The sequence below is a fragment of the Serratia sp. 2880STDY5682894 genome (assembly GCF_001537385.1).
Lineage (GTDB): Bacteria > Pseudomonadota > Gammaproteobacteria > Enterobacterales > Enterobacteriaceae > Serratia > Serratia nevei.
Map to the genome: position 1 here is coordinate 620372 of NZ_FCJA01000001.1, position 17998 is coordinate 638369.

The 17998-nt window shown below is 60.5% G+C and carries 20 protein-coding genes; 14 read left to right on the top strand and 6 right to left on the bottom strand.

Annotated elements, in window-relative coordinates; genetic code table 11:
- Positions 1-219: 219 nt before the first annotated feature.
- The 8 genes from AWX27_RS02800 to AWX27_RS02835 all read left to right on the top strand — a co-directional run bounded on the left by AWX27_RS02800 (position 220) and on the right by AWX27_RS02835 (position 7225).
- Complete coding sequence (locus AWX27_RS02800) at positions 220-756, top strand: Csu type fimbrial protein (RefSeq protein WP_060419268.1); 537 nt, start codon at positions 220-222, stop codon at positions 754-756.
- Positions 757-1030: 274 nt separating this feature from the next.
- On the top strand, positions 1031-1573 hold the full coding sequence (locus AWX27_RS02805; RefSeq protein WP_060419270.1) for a Csu type fimbrial protein: 543 nt from the start codon (positions 1031-1033) through the stop codon (positions 1571-1573).
- Between the two features lie 2 nt (positions 1574-1575).
- The gene (locus AWX27_RS02810; protein ID WP_038877669.1) at positions 1576-2079 is read left to right on the top strand and encodes a Csu type fimbrial protein; all 504 of its coding nucleotides are present in this window, start codon (positions 1576-1578) and stop codon (positions 2077-2079) included.
- Positions 2080-2099: 20 nt separating this feature from the next.
- A complete protein-coding gene (locus AWX27_RS02815; RefSeq protein ID WP_047730737.1) occupies positions 2100-2615 on the top strand; it encodes a Csu type fimbrial protein in 516 nt (171 codons plus the stop codon).
- Between the two features lie 21 nt (positions 2616-2636).
- Positions 2637-3404, top strand: coding sequence for a fimbrial biogenesis chaperone (locus tag AWX27_RS02820; protein ID WP_049201714.1), 768 nt, complete (start codon positions 2637-2639; stop codon positions 3402-3404).
- Positions 3405-3450: 46 nt separating this feature from the next.
- Complete coding sequence (locus AWX27_RS02825; protein WP_369819284.1) at positions 3451-5898, top strand: fimbria/pilus outer membrane usher protein; 2448 nt, start codon at positions 3451-3453, stop codon at positions 5896-5898.
- Positions 5899-5917: 19 nt separating this feature from the next.
- Entirely contained in the window at positions 5918-6850 is a 933-nt protein-coding gene (locus AWX27_RS02830; protein ID WP_060419273.1) for a Csu type fimbrial protein, read from the top strand.
- A gap of 135 nt (positions 6851-6985) precedes the next feature.
- Positions 6986-7225, top strand: a complete 240-nt coding sequence (locus AWX27_RS02835; protein WP_060419275.1) for a YebV family protein — start codon at positions 6986-6988, stop codon at positions 7223-7225.
- Positions 7226-7280: 55 nt separating this feature from the next.
- Here AWX27_RS02835 and AWX27_RS02840 read toward each other — a convergent pair whose 3' ends face one another.
- Together AWX27_RS02840 and AWX27_RS02845 are read right to left on the bottom strand one after the other, a co-directional pair.
- Positions 7281-7880 carry a C39 family peptidase gene (locus tag AWX27_RS02840; protein ID WP_060419277.1) on the bottom strand — a complete coding sequence of 200 codons (600 nt, stop codon included), beginning with the start codon at positions 7878-7880 and terminating at the stop codon, positions 7281-7283.
- Between the two features lie 4 nt (positions 7881-7884).
- Positions 7885-8277 (bottom strand): ASCH domain-containing protein, encoded by a 393-nt coding sequence (locus AWX27_RS02845; RefSeq protein ID WP_004931522.1) that lies wholly within the window; start codon positions 8275-8277, stop codon positions 7885-7887.
- Between the two features lie 335 nt (positions 8278-8612).
- On the opposite strand from AWX27_RS02845, the gene yniD reads away from it, so the two are divergent.
- Entirely contained in the window at positions 8613-8705 is a 93-nt protein-coding gene (yniD, locus tag AWX27_RS25335; protein ID WP_016928013.1) for a small membrane protein YniD, read from the top strand.
- Between the two features lie 27 nt (positions 8706-8732).
- Here yniD and AWX27_RS25240 read toward each other — a convergent pair whose 3' ends face one another.
- On the bottom strand, positions 8733-8885 hold the full coding sequence (locus AWX27_RS25240; protein ID WP_169318360.1) for a hypothetical protein: 153 nt from the start codon (positions 8883-8885) through the stop codon (positions 8733-8735).
- Positions 8886-9042: 157 nt separating this feature from the next.
- Here AWX27_RS25240 and AWX27_RS02850 point away from each other — a divergent pair, with 157 nt between their 5' ends.
- Positions 9043-9252 (top strand): hypothetical protein, encoded by a 210-nt coding sequence (locus AWX27_RS02850; RefSeq protein ID WP_004931526.1) that lies wholly within the window; start codon positions 9043-9045, stop codon positions 9250-9252.
- 146 nt (positions 9253-9398) lie between these two features.
- On the opposite strand, the gene AWX27_RS02855 is transcribed toward AWX27_RS02850, so the two are convergent.
- A complete protein-coding gene (locus AWX27_RS02855) occupies positions 9399-10817 on the bottom strand; it encodes a serralysin family metalloprotease (RefSeq protein ID WP_060419280.1) in 1419 nt (472 codons plus the stop codon).
- Positions 10818-11149: 332 nt separating this feature from the next.
- Positions 11150-12493: a 2-hydroxycarboxylate transporter family protein gene (locus AWX27_RS02865; protein ID WP_060419284.1), complete on the bottom strand. Its 1344-nt coding sequence runs from the start codon at positions 12491-12493 to the stop codon at positions 11150-11152.
- A gap of 432 nt (positions 12494-12925) precedes the next feature.
- Here AWX27_RS02865 and pckA point away from each other — a divergent pair, with 432 nt between their 5' ends.
- Complete coding sequence (gene pckA / locus AWX27_RS02870) at positions 12926-14545, top strand: phosphoenolpyruvate carboxykinase (ATP) (RefSeq protein WP_060419286.1); 1620 nt, start codon at positions 12926-12928, stop codon at positions 14543-14545.
- A gap of 46 nt (positions 14546-14591) precedes the next feature.
- Here pckA and AWX27_RS02875 read toward each other — a convergent pair whose 3' ends face one another.
- Positions 14592-15236, bottom strand: coding sequence for a TetR/AcrR family transcriptional regulator (locus tag AWX27_RS02875; protein ID WP_060419288.1), 645 nt, complete (start codon positions 15234-15236; stop codon positions 14592-14594).
- A 93-nt stretch (positions 15237-15329) separates the two neighbouring features.
- Between AWX27_RS02875 and AWX27_RS02880 the strand changes: the two genes are divergently transcribed.
- The 3 genes from AWX27_RS02880 to AWX27_RS02890 all read left to right on the top strand — a co-directional run bounded on the left by AWX27_RS02880 (position 15330) and on the right by AWX27_RS02890 (position 17893).
- The gene (locus AWX27_RS02880) at positions 15330-16028 is read left to right on the top strand and encodes a DAPG hydrolase family protein (protein WP_033638266.1); all 699 of its coding nucleotides are present in this window, start codon (positions 15330-15332) and stop codon (positions 16026-16028) included.
- An 83-nt stretch (positions 16029-16111) separates the two neighbouring features.
- On the top strand, positions 16112-16498 hold the full coding sequence (locus AWX27_RS02885) for a GFA family protein (protein WP_060419290.1): 387 nt from the start codon (positions 16112-16114) through the stop codon (positions 16496-16498).
- Positions 16499-16588: 90 nt separating this feature from the next.
- A complete protein-coding gene (locus tag AWX27_RS02890) occupies positions 16589-17893 on the top strand; it encodes an MFS transporter (RefSeq protein WP_033646340.1) in 1305 nt (434 codons plus the stop codon).
- Positions 17894-17998: the final 105 nt, after the last annotated feature.

Genomic DNA, 17998 nt, shown 5'->3' on the forward strand with positions numbered 1-17998 from the left:
ATTCCTATCGCCATTCATTATTATTCTAATCATTTCCAATTTGCACTATTCCGCCTCCCCGCCCGTATTTCCCCGCCGGAAAAGAAAAAAGTTTTTAGCCTTTGATCAAGACAATTTCGCGTTCTTATCCTATTAATTTAAATGTAAGTAAATTAATGCGTTCAACTCAGCTCTGGGTGGCGTTTTTGCGGGCTTTCTCTGACACGGCAAGGAATCATGATGAATAAAACTCTGATGGTTTTGACCTCGGTAGCACCTCTGCTGTGCATCAGTGGCACAGCCAACGCAGCGGGCACCATTCAGGGCACGCTGGGCGTGACGATCACCATCGGCGCCGGCTGTGTGGTCACCGGCGGCAACAGTTCCGGCACCACCAACGACTTTGGTTCGATCAGCTTCGGGACTTACTCCTCGCTGGCCAACGTCATCACCGCCAGTGCCACCGGCAGCGGCGGCACCGGCACGCTGGGGCTGAACTGCACCACCGGCACCAACTATACCGTAGCGCTGGACAACGGCCTCAACGCCTCCGGCAGCCAACGGCGCATGGCCAGCAGCGTGCCGGCCTACATCAGCTACAACCTTTATCAGGACAGCGCCCACGCCCTGCCGTGGAACAGCACCACCGGCACGCTGACCGGCACCGGTACCGGATCGGCGGTGCCGCTGATCGTTTACGGCCTGGTGCCTGCCGCGGGAACGACTCCGGCGGCCGGCGTCTACAGCGATACCGTCACCATGACCGTCACCTGGTGAGTTTCATCGTCAACGGAGCGCCGTCAGTGCGCTCCGTTATTCATTAAGTAATAATATTCCCACCCACCTTATCATTCCCCCCTTAGTGTTCATGCCCGGTGACACGGCCGCCGCAGCGAACCTGCGACAGCGATTAAAAATAAATAAAGTTTTTAATCTTTTAGCGCGACATTCTCACGTTCTTATTCTATTAATTAATCTGTAAATAGATTAATGCATTTGACTCATTTTTCGGGCTTTTTGGCAGGCTTCTCTACTACGGCAAGGAACCACGATGAAAAAGACTCTGGCGGCATTAACCTCGGCAGCGCTTCTGCTGTGCGCCTCTGGCACCTCCTACGCGGCGGGCACCATTCAGGGCACGCTGGGCGTCACCCTGACCATCGGCGCCGGCTGCGTGGTCACCGGCGGCACCAGCTCCAGCTCCGGCACCACCAACAGCTTCGGCTCCATCAGCTTCGGCACCTACTCCTCACTGGCTAACGTCATCACCGCCAGCGCCACCGGCAGCGGCGGCACCGGCACGCTGGGGCTGAACTGCACCACCGGCACCAACTACACCGTGGCGCTGGACAACGGCCTCAACGCGACCGGCAGCCAGCGGCGCATGGCCAGCAGCGTACCGGCCTATATCAGCTATAACCTCTACCAGGACAGCGCCCACGCCGTGCCGTGGAACAGCACCACCGGCGTGCTGACCGGCACCGGCACCGGTTCGGCGGTGCCGCTGATCGTCTACGGCCTGGTACCTGCGGCAGGCACCACCCCGGCGGCCGGTGCGTACAGCGATACCGTCACCATGACCGTCACCTGGTAAACATGACGCGCCTGGCCGTCACCTGCATGCTGCTGTCGTTGGCGGGCGTTTGCCGCGCCGACGTCAGCACCGCGACGGTGGGCGTCAGCGCCACCCTGGTCAAGTCCTGCGTCGCCGGCACCACCAGCGGCGGCAACACCACATTCGGCACCTTTAACTTCGGCACGGTCTATTTCCTCAATACGGCGATAAAGGTGACCGGCCAGGCGAACGCCGGCGCACTGCAGATCAACTGCAACAACGGCACCAGTTACACGGTGCTGCTCAGCGGCGGACAGAGCGGCAATACCGCCGCACGCTATCTGCAAAGCGCGGCGGGCGCCCGCGTGAACTACAACCTGTATACCAGCGCCAGCTACGCCACCGTCTGGGATAACGTCACCGGCGTCACCCAGACCGCCACTGGCCAAAGCGTCTGGCTGCCGGTGTACGGCATGATCCCGGTACAAACGACGCCGGCGACGGGCAACTATACGGATACGGTGCAGGTGACGATAAATTGGTGATTAACGGAACGCTGCGCACCCTGCTGCTGGCGGCGCTGATCGGCGCCCCGACGGCCCGTGCCGATACCGTCAGCCAGGGCTTCACGGTCAACGCTTCGATCATCAAAGGCTGCGTACTCGGCAGCGGCGTCACCAACGTTACCTCGTTCGGCAGCATGAGCTTCGGCCAGGTTGCGTCCTTGAGCAGCCCGATAAAAATCGTCTCTAGCGCCGGCGCCGGCTCCATTTTGATCCGCTGCAATCCCGGGCTCAGCGTCACCCTGGGGTTGAACGTCGGCAATAACGTCACCGGCTCCATCGCCGGCGGGCGAAAACTGTTGAACTCGGTGACCTCGGAAACGCTGGTTTACCAGCTCTACCAGGATGCCAACTACGCCGTTTTGTGGGGCGACGGCGGCAACGGCGGCGCCGTCCAAACCGTCTCCTCCACCGGCAGTACGCAAGAAATAAAAATCTACGCCAGTTTAATGGCGAGCAGCACCTTGCCCACCAGCGGCACCTACAACGATACGGTCTTAGTGACGGTGAGTTATTGAGCTTTTAAAAAGGATCACATTATGCGTAGTACTCTGCTCCGCCTGCCCCTGCTGGCAGGATTGCTGTTAGCCGGTCAACCGCAGGCCTTCGCCGCCGCCTCCATTCTGATTTGGCCTATCGATCCGGCGATTGAAGACAACCAGCAGGCGACGGCCCTGTGGCTGGAAAACCGCGACAGCAAACCGGTCTATATGCAAATCCGCGTGCTCGGCTGGCAACAAACCGGCGGTAAGGACGACTACCGCAACCAGAGCGAAGTGGTCGCCAGCCCGCCGGTCGCCACCATTCTCCCCGGCAAACGCCAGCTGATTCGCCTGATCAAGCAGACCCCGGTCGCCGCCGGGCAAGAACGGGCTTACCGGATACTGGTTGACGAAGTGCCCATCAAGGATAAAGACGGCGCGGCGCCCGACAAGGGTGCGCAGATGGGGCTGAAATTCCAGATGCGTTATTCGGTGCCGCTGTTCGTCAGCGGCAAAGGCGTCTGGACCAAGCAAGACTTCGAACACCCGCGCGACTATGCCACCGCCAACCAGCCGAAGCTCAGCTATCGGCTGCTGCAGCAAAACAGCCAGCGCTGGCTCGACGTGCGCAACGACGGCATCGTGCACGCCCGCCTGTCGCAGGTCAGCATCCAGGGCAAGCCGCTCAACAACGGGCTGCTGGGCTATGTGCTGCCGGGTTCGCAAATGCGCTTTGCCCTGCCGCCTTCGGGCAGTTTCGCCGCCGGCAAGCTGCAGGCGATGGTCAATGACAATAAGCAACCCGTAACCATTCCGTCTTACTGAGCCTGAGGTGCAGGTGAAGCGGATCTCGTCGCCGGCCACGCGCGGCATGCAGCTCAAGCCGCTGGCCCTGGCCGTACTTTGTATGGCGGTGGAGCTGTGGCCGCCGCACGCCGCCGCCGACGACCTTCCGCCGCCGCCCAGCGCCATCAGCATGCCGGACACCACGCTGTATCTGGAGCCGGTGGTGAACGGCCGCCAGACCGGCAAAGTGGTGCCGGTCACCTACCGCGGCGGCCACTACTATTTGACGCCGCAGCAACTGAGCGACGCCGGCCTGCCGGTGGCGGACAAGCAAGCGAAAGAGATCGCCGTCGATCAATTGGATAAGGTCGACGTCACCTACAGCGGCGAAACGCAGCAGCTGTTGATCTCGGTGCCCAACGACTGGCTGCCCAAGCAAACCCTCGGCGACGCCAACCCAGAACAGCGGCTGCCGGCGCAAAGCAGCCTGGGTTTCTTGCTGAATTACGACGCCTACGTCAGCCAGAGCGGCGGGCGCGGCAATCCGGGCTATTTTTCCGCCTGGAGCGAACAGCGGCTGTTCGACGGCTTCGGCGTTATCGCCAACACCGGCATTTTCCGCAGCAGCTTCAACGGCGAGACCGCCGCACAGCAGAACAATCGCTATATCCGCTACGACAGCAGCTGGCGCTACAGCGACGACGACACCATGCTCAGCTATACCGCCGGCGATCTCACGACCGGCTCGCTGCCCTGGACCAGTTCGGTGCGCATCGGCGGCCTGCAGGTGGCGCGCAACTTCGCCACGCGTCCGGATCTGATTACCTATCCGCTGCCGCAGTTCTCCGGCCAGGCCGCCGTGCCGAGCAGCGTCGATCTGTACATCAACAGCTACAAGAATACCTCCGTCAGCGTGAACCCCGGCCCGTTCACCCTGAATACCGTGCCTTACATCAACGGCGCCGGCCAGGCGACGGTGGTCACCACCGACGCGCTCGGCCGCCAGATCAGCACCACGGTGCCGTTCTATGTCGCCAGCTCGCTGCTGCAGGCCGGGCTAAGCGATTTCAGCCTGTCGGCAGGGGCGCTGCGTCAAAATTACGGCTACCGCTCCGCAGACTACGGCCAATGGGTGGCCAGCGGCAGTGGGCGTTACGGTGTCACTGATTGGTTGACGCTCGAAGGGCGGGCGGAAGGCGCGGCTGAGCTGGCGGTCACCGGCGCCGGCGCGGGCGTGCGCCTGGGGCAGTTAGGGGTCCTCAACGCCTCCTACAGTTACAGCCAGGCGGGCAGCGATGCCTTCAACGCCCCGCCGGTCACGCCCCTTTATTACGATCCGATCACCGGCCAACCGGTACAGCAACCGGATGCCGGGCCGGTTTATCAGTACACCGGCCGCCACGGCGATCAGACCAGCCTGAGCTATACCTACAGCAACCAATATTTCAGCCTCAATGCCCAACGGGTACTGCGCAGCGCGGACTTCGGCGACCTCTCCACCTACAAGAGCAGCTACCGCCTGAGCCGCCGCACCGATCAACTGACCGGCAGCATCGGCCTGAGCCGCTTCGGCAGCCTGGGCGCCGGTTATTTCGACGTGCGCGACGCCATCGGCCAACGCACCCGCCTGGTCAACCTGTCGTACAGCCTGACGCTGTGGCGCAATATCAGCCTGTACGCCTCGGCGAACCGCGAGATCGGCGGCGACGGCTACAGCTCGCAGCTGCAGATCAGCATTCCGTTCGATGCCTGGGGCACCGCTAACGTCAGTACCGCCCGCGACGCCGGCAACCGCTGGAGCGAACGCGTCGCGTACAGCCGCGCCGCGCCGACCGACGGCGGTTTCGGCTGGAACCTGGCCTACGCCGGCGGTCAAGGCAGCGACAGCGATTACCGCCAGGCAGACCTGACCTGGCGCACCTCGCTGTTGGAAACCCGCGCCGGGCTGTACGGCAACCGTAACGATTACACCCGCTGGGGCGAAGTCAGCGGTTCGCTGGTGGCGATGAACGGCGGCGTATACGCCACCAACACCATCAACGACGCCTTTGCCCTGGTTTCGACCAACGGCTACGCCGGTATTCCGGTCAGCTACGAGAACCAGCGCATCGGCGTCACCAACGACAAAGGCTACCTGTTGGTGCCCACCGTCACTTCGTATTACCACGCCAAATTCCAGATTGATCCGCTCAATCTGCCGGCGGACGTCAATTTGCCATCGGTAGAAAAAACCGTCGCCATTCGCGATCACAGTGGCTACCTGGTCGAATTCCCCGTCCAGCGCCTTTCCGCCGCCGACGTGGAGCTGGTCGATACGCAAGGCAAACCGCTGGCCAACGGCAGCCAGGTGGCGGTGATCGGCAGCAATCAACAAAGCTACGTCGGGTGGGATGGCATGACCTATATCGACCCGGTGCAGCAGCACAACCGGCTGAGCGTGATCCCAGCCGACGGTGGCGCGCCGTGCCAGGTCAGCTTCAGCCTGGCCAATCCGCAGGGGCTACAGCGCGTCGGTCCCCTCGTCTGCCAATAACACACGGAGAAGAAGAACGATGTCTCGGCAAGTGAAAATTCTTTTGGCGGCGCTGCTGCTGCTGTGCGGGCAACGCGCGCTGGCGGACTGCGCCACCACCAACGGCACGGTGACCCTGCCCAGCAGCAACTCCTTCGCCGTCTACAACGGCCAGATCAGCGCCCAGGGTACCGCCGGGCTCAACTGTACCGGGCTGGGGCTCAATCTGTTGACGCAAAACACCGTCACGGTCAAGATCGCCTCCACCACCAACAATATGGCCCTGCTGAACGGCAACGGCTCCGGCGATAAAATTTCCTATCTCATCTACCCGGATGCCAACTACCAATACCCCTACAGCGTCGGCCAGACCATCGACTACAGCTCGCTGAACCTGCTGTCGCTGATCCTGATCTCTTCCAACGTCAACTTTCCGGTGTATATCAAAACGGTGGCGGGTGCGAACGTCAGCGCCGGCACCTATACCGACACCATCAATCTGGTGTGGAACTACCATATTTGCGGCCTGGGCCTGATAGGGCTGTGTATCTGGTGGGACGGCACCAACCAACCCAGCACCGTGACCATCACCGCAGTCATCACCAAAAGCTGCCTGATCAATACCGCCAATAACGTCAACTTCGGCAGCATGGCGCTGGTGGGGCAATTCAACCCGATCAACCAGAGCATCACCCTGACCTGCACCAAATCCCAGTCATACAGCTCCTACTTTACCAACGGCAACAACCCCATCACCGGTTGGCGGCAAATGCTCAGCGGCACCAGCAACTTCCTGCAGTATCAGATCTACCTGCCCAACACCAGCACCGTGTGGAGCAGCACCAACGCGCAAAGCGGCACCGGCACCGGCCTGGCGCAAAGCATTCCCTTTACCGCCGCCATCAATCCGGCGCAGACCGAAGTGCCGGTCGGTACCTATCAGGATAACGTCAGCTATGTCGTGACCTATTAGCCTGGCCGCTAGCCGCTCAGGAAGAATGTTGCCAGAATGTATTTTTTATGTGGCATTTTTTGCTCATTTGGCTATGCTCATACCGATGGCCTTACTGGTCCAACCTCCTACCACATCATTGAGCAAGGAGTTCCCATGAGCAAAACCGTCGTAAAAATTGGCAGCTTCGAGGTCGATGACGCGCATCTTCACGCCGGCACCGACCGCGCCGGCACCCTGAGCATTCCCTGCAAGTCCGATCCGGACCTGTGTATGCAGCTCGACGGCTGGGATGAACACACCAGCATTCCGGCGATCCTCAACGGCAAACAGTCGCTGCTGTACAAGCAGCACTACGATCGGCAGGCGGACGCCTGGGTGATGCGGCTGGCATGAAAATACGCCGGGCCTGCTGACGACGCGCTGCTTTCATCGGAAACAGCGCGTTTTTTTATGCGATGGCGATGCCGCGGCCGGCAAAGAAAGGGGTGAAGCGGTTGAGCGGCAGCTGTACCCGCTCGCGCGTCGCCGGGCTGTCGCCCGAAGGGTTGTGGAAAGTCACGCTTTGCGTATCGGCGGCGGTGATCAGCACCAGATGCCCGCCTCGCTGTGGCGGCACGCTCTCGGGCCGGCGAATGGAGGGATGCACCGAGGCGATAAAGTAGCGGTATTGGCTAAGCAGCGCCGATAACTCGGCCGCCTCCAGCCCCACCTTCACCTCCGCTTGCAGCGCAAACTGCTCGCGCACGTACTCGACGAACGGCGCGTAAATCAGCCCTTTTATCCGCTCCCCCTCGCGCACATAGGCACCGTAAGGCAGGCTGCGCCGCGCCAGCTCCAGCAGCGGTGGCGCTTCGCCGTCGCGGTGGCTCAGCACCATTTTCAGGCAGGCCATGCCGCACACGTGGTTGGCCCACTCGACGTACTCCGCCCGATCGCGGGCGCCGCTGCGCGCCCAATTCTCGTCTTGCGCCAGCGTCATGCGGCCGGCGATCAGATCGGCCGCCAGCTCCGGGCTTGCCCACTGGCATTCGTAGGGAACGGCGCGCATCCGTTTAGAACTTGTCGACGACTTTGAAATTCATCAGCACCAGCGTCATGTCCGGCGAGAACAGATCGTACTCTTCGAAGAAACGCTGCAGCTCTTTGCGCCAATGCGCCAGCGAACGATCGCCCTCGCCTTCGGCAAAGGCGTGCGCTTCATCGACCTGATCGTAAGTTTTCATTTCCACCGCGGTCAGTTCAACCGCGCAGACCGGTTCACCTTTGCCGTCCACCACCAGGAACAGATCGCCGGCCTGCGGGATCCCTTCGCCGTCCAGGTTGGAACAGGTGGCCGTTTTGGTGCCATTGAGGATCAATTGCACCACTTCATCGGCCTGCTGCTCGGTATCGCCGAACGCCCAGCGCTCAAGGTGCTCGTATTTCTGTGGAATTGCCGTCGCCATGATTATACCTTTTGGAAAAATGCATCAATGCAGACAGGATAGTACAACGTATTGCCGGCCGTCTGCATCCGTCGCAAGCGCGACTGCGCGTTCCGCCACCGCCGCCTTTACGAGTTTTTACCGTTCTTCGCTGTGCCTGTCGCGCTGCCGGGCGCATACTGTGGACATTATTCACCCAATGGCAACCGCCAGGCGGCAACATGCGGCAAGACGACATCGATGCTGACGATACCTTCAGCGATTTACTCAACGGCGTCGCCCTGGTGACGCTTTTCCTCATCACCCTCGTCGGCGGGTGGTACTTCAGTTAAGGGGGCAACGTGGCAACAAAACGCATGGGCAACAAACTCAGTAAAATGGTCGTGGTGCTGCTGCTGATCTGCCTGGCGTTGCTGCTGTTGCGTTGGGCGGCAATCGCCTTCGGTTAATCTCGCGAACCGGCGCCGGCGTCGTGCTCACCGCCGCCCTGGCGCGGTCGGCTCCAGCAACTCCCGCAAATAGGCCAGACGCGCTTCCCCTTGTGGCAACCAGCGGCGGCACAGCCAATGTTGCGTTTCACCCGTGCGGCTGAGGCGGTAGTACTCCGCCAAGGTTTCGACCCAGTTCATGATGTTTTCTCCTGCTTTTCGACACCGCCAGTATTGAGCGTAAAAACCAGAAGAAATACTGATGGCTTGTTTTTTATGCTTCCTGTTTTGGGTGGCCGGTAGCGAAGCCGCAGTTCAGCTGCTACATTGGGCAAAAATCAACCAGCCGAGGTAGGCCATGACGTTCTCGGAACAGGAGATTAAACCCGTATGGGATGAGGTCGCACGCCTGATCGGCGACGGCGTGATGCAGCTGCGCCATCGTGGCGAAGCGCTGTCGGTGGAAACGCTGGAAAAACATCTGGCGCGGCAGCTGGCGGACAGCAACGATATCGAACGGCGCATCCTGCTCGGCGCCGCCATCAACATGTTGAAAGGCGGAAAATGAATCGCCAACCGAAAAGGTTGGCGATCCGACAGAAGCCCGAGGTATGCAAGCCCGGCCTTCTACGCGCTACTATGTCACGCTAATATGACGGAATTAATAGGAATTGTCGGGTTTTTGCCCAAAACGCCCTATTTTTGTTGCCAACATTACGCCAACACGAAATCGCCGGCATCCAGCGGCTGCCCCACCACTTTCACCAGAAAATCGCTGGCGCCAAAAGCGCCGCCCAGGTTGATCGCCACGTCGCTGACGTGACTTTGCGCGTCATAGCTCAACATCGCTTCACCCGCCTTGCCGCTGAACTGATCGACGAAGCGAATGCCGTCCGCGCTGCCGGTGTTTAACAGCGTCAGATCGATCTTGTCTTCACCGCGCACGAAGTCGCGGATCCAATCCGGTGCCGCCGCCGTCGATTCATCCGCCGCGAAATAGACGAAGGTGTCCTTGCCGGCGCCGCCCCACAGCTGATCCGCCCCTTTGCCGCCATACAGCACATCATCGCCCGCGCCGCCCTTGAGCACGTTGTCGGCGGCGTTGCCCACCAGTACATCGTTGCCCGATCCGCCGATGGCATTTTCAATCGTTACGCCTGCGGCGATGGACACGTTGCCTTTCAGGCCGCCAACGTCCGAGAACGCTTTTTCATTCAGGTTGATGCGCTGATTCTGGCCAAAGCCGGAGAAGTCGAAGGTGTCGTTACCGCCGGCATCCCAGGCGGTGAAAACAATCTTGTCCTGCGCGCCGGTGGCGGTGAGGAAGTCGCGATCGGTATTGGAATTGAATCCGTAGATCGTATCGCCGGTGCGGGTGTTCATGTTGGCGCCGTAGAAATGCTGGATCGCCGTAATGTCGTTGAGCAGCGGCCCGGAAGAGTACGCGCCTTTAAAGTCCTGCCCGGTGTTGCTTTCGCTGAAATAGCTCATCACGCTGTGGGCGCGGCTGTCCTCGAAATAGGTCGCGTCCTTGCCGTAGGTGATGCTGACGCCCGGCGCGGCGTTATAGTCGCCCGGGTGTTGCAGCCCCAGCGCATGGCCGATTTCATGGGTGAAGGTCTGGCGACCGTACTCGTTCTCATGGATCTGGTTGTTGACGAAGGTGTGGTTCTTGGCGTTATACCAGGTTTGCCCGGCAACCGAAGGCGAGGTATCCGGGTTATACGCAAAGGCATAGGAGCCGCGCGAGCTGTAGTCGAACAGGCCGAATTTGATGTTGGCGGCGGCGGTGTTGCTGGTTTCGGTAAAGGTGACGTTGGCCACGTCGGACCATGACTGCAACGACAGTTTGGCCTGCTCGCGCTGTTCGGCGTTAAAGCTGCTGAAGCCGCTGATGCCCATGCTCGGCATGTTGCTCGGCGCCTTTTCCCAGAAGCTGAAGGTCAGGGAGACCGGCGTGTCGGTCACGCCCTTGTCGTGCCAACTGCGATCGCCGCGCACCAGCTCCAGGCCGGCGTTTTCGAACGTTTTCGACGGATGAAGCACGGTAATGGTGTCGTCTTCATCGGGTTTATAAGCGCCCAGCAGGGCTAATACGCCTTCGGCCTTAACGGAAGCATTGCTTGATGACATAACCTTATCTCCATATTCGTCAATTCAATCGGGGGGATGCCCCAACTGGCGGATTGCCTGAACGGCAGCGGCCCGGTGTTGAATCAATACGGGGATATCGGTAATGCGGTGGCGCCTTCCCTCGGCACTCTGAATGAGAACGATAATCCCTTAAGAGAAAAGAATAGACACATTTTCGCCGAGTACAGAATTTTCTTAGATAAAGTACGACTATGCATTTGCGCCATACGAATGATTTTCAAGGTAATCATCAGCATTATCACGATAAGCGGAAGAAACGCATAAAAAAACCGGGGCAATCCAACCCCGGCTATCCATAAGAAATTCTGGACTCAGACTAACCAACCGAGCAGCAGCGTCGCCCCGATGACCGTGGAAGCGCCGCCGATGCGCGTGGCGATTTGGGCGAACGGCATTAGCCCCATGCGGTTCGACGCCGACAGGATCGCCACGTCACCGGTGCCGCCCAGGCCGCTGTGGCAACAGGTGACGATCGCCGCTTCCACCGGGAACATCTTCAGGTAAGGCGCAATCAGGAAACTGACCAGCCCCATCGACAGCACCACCGAGCCGCAGACCACCACATAACCGACCGAGAACACCGCCACCACGCTTTCCAGCGGTACGTACAGCATGCCCAGACCGATCATCAGCGGCCACACCAGCGCCGTGGAGACGAACTTATAGAAACTGTGCGCGCCGGTTTCCATCGAGGCCGGGATCACCCGGCAGTACTTGCACAACACCGCGAACAGGATCATCAGCACCGGGCCGGGAATATGCACGATGTGTTCGAACAGACCACCGACGATAAAGAAGGCGCAGATCACCAGCAGCCCGCCGCCCATCAGTTGGAAATCGACGTTGCCGCTTTGCTCCTTGATGGCGAACATCGCGTTCTCCTGCGCCGAACGGATCAGCATGCCGTCGCCGCTCAGCGCCTTGCGCTGCATGCCGATGCGAGCCAGCACCCCGGCGGTCACGATGGCGAAGATATTGCCCAGCACCGCCGCCGGCGCCAGCTGCGCGACGTAGACGTCCGGCGTCGCTCCCAGGATCGCCGAATAGGCCAGCGACAGCGGTAAAATCCCCTCGCCGATGCCGCCGCCGATGATCGGCACGATGATGAAGAAGAAGGTGTGATAGAAGGTAAAACCGAACAGCTTGCCCACCAGCAGCCCGGTGATCACCGCCGTGATCGTGCCCACTACCAAGGGCACGAACATGCGAATCATCCCCTGGATCAGGATCACCCGATTCATGCCGAGAATGCTGCCGACCACCAGACTGGCGATGACGAAATACAGCAGGTTGGCGTCTTTCATCAGCAAATGGACGGTGCCCATGACGTTAGGCTGGAAGACATTGAAATAGACCAGCACCGACGGCACCATCAAACACAGAATGGCCGGCCCGCCGATATCGCGCAGCACGGGAATGCTTTTTCCCAACTGCGCCAGCGCAAAGCCCAGCGTCATTATCACCGCCAGGCCGCCGATCATATTCTTCGGCAGGAAGTTGGCATAGGCGGAAATCGCCACGATCGCGCAAATCGTGATAAACAGCGCGATCGGTACCGCACCGATATCTATTTGACGAAGTTGATTAATTAATCCTGAGGATTCGGACGATGCCGTATTTTTATCACAGGCCAGTTCTGCATTTATCTGTTTCATTATTCACCCTGCTGACAAGCGTACAGTACGGTTAGATTCACCTGGCGCAACGATCTTGCCATAGCCAAGTAAAAACAAATGATTACGAAAAATCCTATTGTGGATTTCGCTTTTTCTAATAAGAAATAAAACAGTAGACAGCTCTGACGATATGATAAAAAATAAAAATGCAAAACTAAATTACGCCCGCGGAATTCAATATTGTGACCCTCCGCCAAGGTTAGTTTTAATTAATTATCGTCAGCATTTTGTAATTAAAGTAATCGGGTTTAAATTCGCTGCTATGCTATAGGAGGGCGAAAAAGCCCCCTGCTTTATTAATAAAGAACCGGAAACGCATTAGCTGAATCCGGTCAGCTTGATCCGAACCTTAATCCTGCGCGCGGCACCGCACGGGAAAGAGGCATAATATGACTCATAAGGAAGTAGAATATGTCTTCACGCACTGTTACCCCACAAACCCTCGCTCGCTACGGCATTCATCAGGCCGCCGACGTCGTCTATAACCCCAGCTATGAATTACTGTTCGCCGAAGAGACCCGCGCCGACCTGCCGCCGCTGGAACGCGGCACCCTCACCCAGCTGGGCGCGGTCAACGTCGCGACCGGTGAATTCACCGGCCGTTCGCCGAAGGACAAATACATCGTGCGCGACGACACCACGCGCGATACCGTCTGGTGGTCGGACAACGGCACCGGCAAGAACGACAACCAGCCGCTCTCCCCGGAAGTCTGGCAGCATCTGAAAACGCTAGTGGGCAACCAGCTCTCCGGCAAGCGTCTGTTCGTGGTGGACGCGTTCTGCGGCGCCAACGCCGACACGCGCCTGAAAGTGCGTTTCATCACCGAGGTGGCCTGGCAGGCGCACTTCGTGAAAAACATGTTTATTCGCCCGAGCGACGCCGAACTGGCAGACTTCGAGCCGGACTTCGTGGTGATGAACGGCGCCAAATGCACCAACCCGGACTGGCAGCAGCAAGGGCTGCATTCGGAGAACTTCGTCGCCTTCAACCTGACGGAACGCATGCAGCTGATCGGCGGCACCTGGTACGGCGGCGAGATGAAGAAAGGCCTGTTCTCGATCATGAACTACCTGCTGCCGCTGAAGGGCATCGCCTCGATGCACTGCTCGGCCAACGTCGGCGAACAAGGCGATGTGGCGGTGTTCTTCGGCCTGTCCGGCACCGGCAAAACCACCCTCTCCACCGATCCGAAGCGCCAGCTGATCGGCGATGACGAGCACGGCTGGGACGACGACGGCGTGTTCAATTTCGAAGGCGGCTGCTACGCCAAGACCATCAAGCTGTCGCCGCAGGCGGAGCCGGAAATCTATCAGGCGATCCGCCGCGATGCGCTGCTGGAAAACGTCACCGTGCTGGCCGACGGCAGCATCGACTTCGACGACGCCAGCAAAACCGAGAACACCCGCGTCTCCTATCCGATTTATCACATCGAGAACATCGTCAAACCGGTGTCCAAAGCCGGCCATGCGCGCAAGATCATCTTCCTGACCGCCGACGCCTTCGGCGTACTGCCGCCGGTATCGCGCCTGACGCCTGAGCAGACCCAGTACCACTTCCTGTCCGGCTTCACCGCCAAGCTGGCCGGCACCGAGCGCGGCATCACCGCGCCGACGCCGACCTTCTCCGCCTGCTTCGGCGCCGCGTTCCTGACGCTGCACCCGACGCAGTATGCCGAAGTGCTGGTGAAACGCATGGAGGCCGCCGGCGCCCAGGCTTACCTGGTCAACACCGGCTGGAACGGCAGCGGCAAACGTATCTCGATCAAAGATACACGCGGCATCATCGACGCCATTCTAAATGGCGACATTGAGCAGGCCGAGACATTCACGCTGCCGATCTTCGGGCTGGCAGTGCCGACCGCGCTGCCGGGCGTCGATCCGTCGATTCTCGATCCGCGCAAAACCTATGCCGACGAATCGCTGTGGCAGGAGAAGGCGCAGGATCTGGCGCAGCGCTTTATCGATAACTTCGCCAAATATACCGTCACCCCGGCGGGCGAAAAACTGGTGAACGCCGGGCCTAAACGGTAACGGCATTCCCCCGCTCAAGGGCCGATTCGTCGGCCCTTTTTTGTTTTCACTCCTCTTCCAGCAAACCCGGCATCACCAGCGCCACCGCCGCCGCGATGCGCTCGTCGATCGCGCTGCCCGGCGGCAACAGCCCCAGCGTCATCTGCCGCAGCGGTTCGGCGATGGTCATCGCCAACAGCAGGTCGCTGGTTTGCGCCCAGTCGTGCTCACGCAGCCATCCGCACTGCTGCTGGCGCTGCAGCCAGTCCGCCACCGTCGCACGGCCGCGCTGAATACCGTTGCGCTGGTAGCTGTCCAGCAGCCCCTCGCGCCCCGGAAATTCGCTTTGCAGCAGCCGGAACATGCCCACCGCTTCCGCACTCAGCACTTGCTGCGCGATGGCCTGCAGCCCTTTTTCCAACAGCGGCGCAACCGCCGCCCGCTGCCCGGCATCCTGGGCGAAGGCCGGCTGAAACGCCTCAGTCCAACCGCTTACCGCCTGCGCCACCAGTTCGTCGCGGTTGGCGGCAAAGCGATACAGGGTTTTTTTAGCCACCCCGGCGCGTTTCGCCACCGCATCCACCGTCGCCGCGGCATAGCCACCGTCGATCAGCAGTGCCAACGTCGCCTGAACCAGCGCCGCGCGCAGCGCCGTTTCCGGCGTGGCCGGCCGGCCGCGAGCACGCAGCGGTTCTTCATTCGGGTTTGCCATATTTATTCCTCATAAGCGTTGACAGACTCAGCATAGCGGCATAGCCTTATTTTGGAAACGCAATTCGTTTCCAAAATAAAAAAGGAACCCATTATGACACATCCCTCCCTGCTGGCGCCGTGGGGCGTTAACGATATCAACGAGTTGCTCAGGCCCGAACCGCTGCGGCTGGAGATGGGGCTAAGCCGCAGCGCCGACGGCCTGCTGACCGTGGCGGTTCGCACCGACCTGCACGGCTGCAAAGGGCGCATGCTGGACTGGTGGTTCACCTTCTTCGAAACGACTCAGCATATCAACTGGTGGCACCCGCACGATCACGTCGAACACCGCGGCTGGGATCGCCACTGGAAAAAGGGGGAAAGCTACGTCGGCGCCAGCATCGAAGCGGTCGAGTGGTTGGCGGAGCTGCCGCCGGTCGCGGCGCGCCTCAAGTTTCACGCCGCCGAGGATTTCTTCGCGCCGCAGCCGCTGCGCCAGGCGCGCGACGCGCAGGCGCTCTCCGCCGCCGTTTGCGCGCGCATCGGCTTCGGTGACCAGGTGGCGCTGGATGACAACGGCGATCCCTGCGACGGCGAGATGCTGCACCTGGTGCGCGACACGCCCTATGGCTGCGTGCTGCGCAGCCGCTTCCTGCTGGGCAAAGCCTGCGCCAACGCCCACGACGAGCTGCCGGACGACATCGGCTTTAACCTGATGCGCCACTGCTACAACGAGTTCAGCTATCTGGCGCAGTTCCTGCCGTCGCTGTACTACGCCGAAAACGGCCGCGAACCGGCGCCGTTGCTCTGGTAATGCGTCAGCGGGGACCTGTTAATTTTTCGCGATGCCGCTATAGTGATTTTCATCGCCATTCCCGCGTTTATGACGGAGAACTCATGGAAAACCCCAGCTATAGCGGCGGCTGCCTGTGCGGGCATATTCGCTTTCAGGCACGCGGCCTGCCTGGCAATCCGCACAGCTGTTCCTGCGATTTTTGCCGCCGCCACTCCGGCGCGCCGACGCTCTGTTGGGTCGAATTTCCGCGTCAGGCCATCGAGTGGAACGGCCCGGGTGGCATGCCGGCCCTATACCGTTCTTCACCCTATTCCAGCCGCGCCTTTTGCCCACGCTGCGGCAGCACGCTGGGGGCGATCGACGACGAGCCGACGGTGGCACTGGCCACCGGCAGCTTCGATCGGGCCGATCTGCCGGAGCTGTGCCCGACCTCACATGCATTCGCCGATGTTTGCCCCGAATGGTGGCGTATCGACGGCATGCGCTGAACGCCTCACAGTTCCCGCTGAAATCAATTGATTGTTTTGTCGTATAAATTTAGAACTGACGAACAATAATTCAAAAGTATGGGAACGGGGATGAATCAACAGACTCTCGACGCGCGCCGCTCGCGTCAGGCGTTGCTGGCCGGCTCGGTCGGCAACTTTATCGAATGGTATGAGTTCGGGGTGTACGGGTTCCTGGCCACCGTTATCGCCGCCAATTTTTTCACGCTGCAGGGTGAAAACGAAATCACCAGCCTGATCCTCACCTACGCCGCCTTCGCGCTGGCGTTCTTCTGTCGGCCGATCGGCGCGGTGATCTTCGGCCGCATCGGCGATCGCATCGGCCGTCGCCCGACGCTGATTGCGGTTCTGCTGCTGATGACGCTGGCCACCGCGCTGATCGGCGTCATGCCGACCTATGCCTCGATCGGCGTCGCCGCCCCGCTGCTGCTGACGCTGCTGCGCATGTTTCAGGGGCTGTTCGCCGGCGGCGAATTCGGCGGCGCCGTGTCGCTGATGACCGAGTTCGCCCCGAAGGGCAAGCGTGGGCTGTTCGGCGCCTGGCAGTCGCTGACCGTCGCGCTCGGCCTGCTGGCCGGCGCTGGGCTGGTGGCGCTGCTGGCCGCGCTGCTCAGCGTGCAGCAGCTGCATGACTGGGGCTGGCGCATTCCCTTCCTGCTGGCGCTGCCGATGGGCGCCGTGGCGCTGTGGCTACGGCTCAAGCTCGAGGAAACGCCCACGTTCACCCAGGCGCAGCAACATGCGGAGCACGCCGCAGCGCCGCCGGAAGCGAAGCTGGGCGGCGTGGTGAAAACCATTCTGATCGGCATCGGCCGCATGATGGGCTGGTCGGCCGCCGGCTATACCTTCCTGGTGGTGATGCCTTCCTATTTGCAAACTTCATTGCACGCCACCTTCCAGCAGGCGCTGGTGGCGACGGTGCTGGCCAACGTCGGCTTCGCCCTGACCATTCTGCCGGCGGGCATCATCAGCGACAAACTGGGGCGTAAAACGGTGATGCTGACGGCAGTGGCGGCGGTGATCCTGTTCACCTTCCCGCTGCTGCACCTGTTGCAGGATGCGCAGAGTTCACTGTGGGCCAAAGGGCTGGCGGTCATGATCGCCGGTGCCGTGGTCGGCCTGCTGGCCGGCCCTGGCCCGGCGATGCTGGCGGAGATGTTCCCGACCCGGGTGCGCTATACCGGCTTGGGGCTGGCTTACTCGCTGTCCAATGCGGTGTTTTCCGGCTCGGCCGGGCTGATTATCACCGGCCTCATCAAACAGACCGGTAATATCGACATTCCCGCCTACTACGTGGTCGCCACCTCGGTGGTCAGCCTGTTTGCGCTGATGACGCTGCGCCGCGACGACCATCTGCGCTCGCTGAACGAACGTTAATCCTCCGGGGGCACATCGCCCCCTTGCCAACTCGTGACCTCGATCACAACGCCAAAATGTTAACGTTAACTTTTGTGATTAACATCGCACGCGTGATATCTGCTA

Excerpts from the sequence above, each read along its gene's own strand:
- AWX27_RS02800 (WP_060419268.1), top strand. The coding sequence starts at position 220 with ATGAATAAAACTCTGATGGTTTTGACCTCGGTAGCACCTCTGCTGTGC.
- AWX27_RS02805 (WP_060419270.1), top strand. The coding sequence starts at position 1,031 with ATGAAAAAGACTCTGGCGGCATTAACCTCGGCAGCGCTTCTGCTGTGC.
- AWX27_RS02810 (WP_038877669.1), top strand. The coding sequence starts at position 1,576 with ATGACGCGCCTGGCCGTCACCTGCATGCTGCTGTCGTTGGCGGGCGTT.
- AWX27_RS02820 (WP_049201714.1), top strand. The coding sequence starts at position 2,637 with ATGCGTAGTACTCTGCTCCGCCTGCCCCTGCTGGCAGGATTGCTGTTA.
- AWX27_RS02825 (WP_369819284.1), top strand. The coding sequence starts at position 3,451 with ATGCAGCTCAAGCCGCTGGCCCTGGCCGTACTTTGTATGGCGGTGGAG.
- AWX27_RS02830 (WP_060419273.1), top strand. The coding sequence starts at position 5,918 with ATGTCTCGGCAAGTGAAAATTCTTTTGGCGGCGCTGCTGCTGCTGTGC.
- AWX27_RS02835 (WP_060419275.1), top strand. The coding sequence starts at position 6,986 with ATGAGCAAAACCGTCGTAAAAATTGGCAGCTTCGAGGTCGATGACGCG.
- AWX27_RS02840 (WP_060419277.1), bottom strand. The coding sequence starts at position 7,880 with ATGCGCGCCGTTCCCTACGAATGCCAGTGGGCAAGCCCGGAGCTGGCG.
- AWX27_RS02845 (WP_004931522.1), bottom strand. The coding sequence starts at position 8,277 with ATGGCGACGGCAATTCCACAGAAATACGAGCACCTTGAGCGCTGGGCG.
- yniD (WP_016928013.1), top strand. The coding sequence starts at position 8,613 with ATGGGCAACAAACTCAGTAAAATGGTCGTGGTGCTGCTGCTGATCTGC.
- AWX27_RS25240 (WP_169318360.1), bottom strand. The coding sequence starts at position 8,885 with ATGAACTGGGTCGAAACCTTGGCGGAGTACTACCGCCTCAGCCGCACG.
- AWX27_RS02850 (WP_004931526.1), top strand. The coding sequence starts at position 9,043 with ATGACGTTCTCGGAACAGGAGATTAAACCCGTATGGGATGAGGTCGCA.
- AWX27_RS02855 (WP_060419280.1), bottom strand. The coding sequence starts at position 10,817 with ATGTCATCAAGCAATGCTTCCGTTAAGGCCGAAGGCGTATTAGCCCTG.
- AWX27_RS02865 (WP_060419284.1), bottom strand. The coding sequence starts at position 12,493 with ATGAAACAGATAAATGCAGAACTGGCCTGTGATAAAAATACGGCATCG.
- pckA (WP_060419286.1), top strand. The coding sequence starts at position 12,926 with ATGTCTTCACGCACTGTTACCCCACAAACCCTCGCTCGCTACGGCATT.
- AWX27_RS02875 (WP_060419288.1), bottom strand. The coding sequence starts at position 15,236 with ATGGCAAACCCGAATGAAGAACCGCTGCGTGCTCGCGGCCGGCCGGCC.
- AWX27_RS02880 (WP_033638266.1), top strand. The coding sequence starts at position 15,330 with ATGACACATCCCTCCCTGCTGGCGCCGTGGGGCGTTAACGATATCAAC.
- AWX27_RS02885 (WP_060419290.1), top strand. The coding sequence starts at position 16,112 with ATGGAAAACCCCAGCTATAGCGGCGGCTGCCTGTGCGGGCATATTCGC.
- AWX27_RS02890 (WP_033646340.1), top strand. The coding sequence starts at position 16,589 with ATGAATCAACAGACTCTCGACGCGCGCCGCTCGCGTCAGGCGTTGCTG.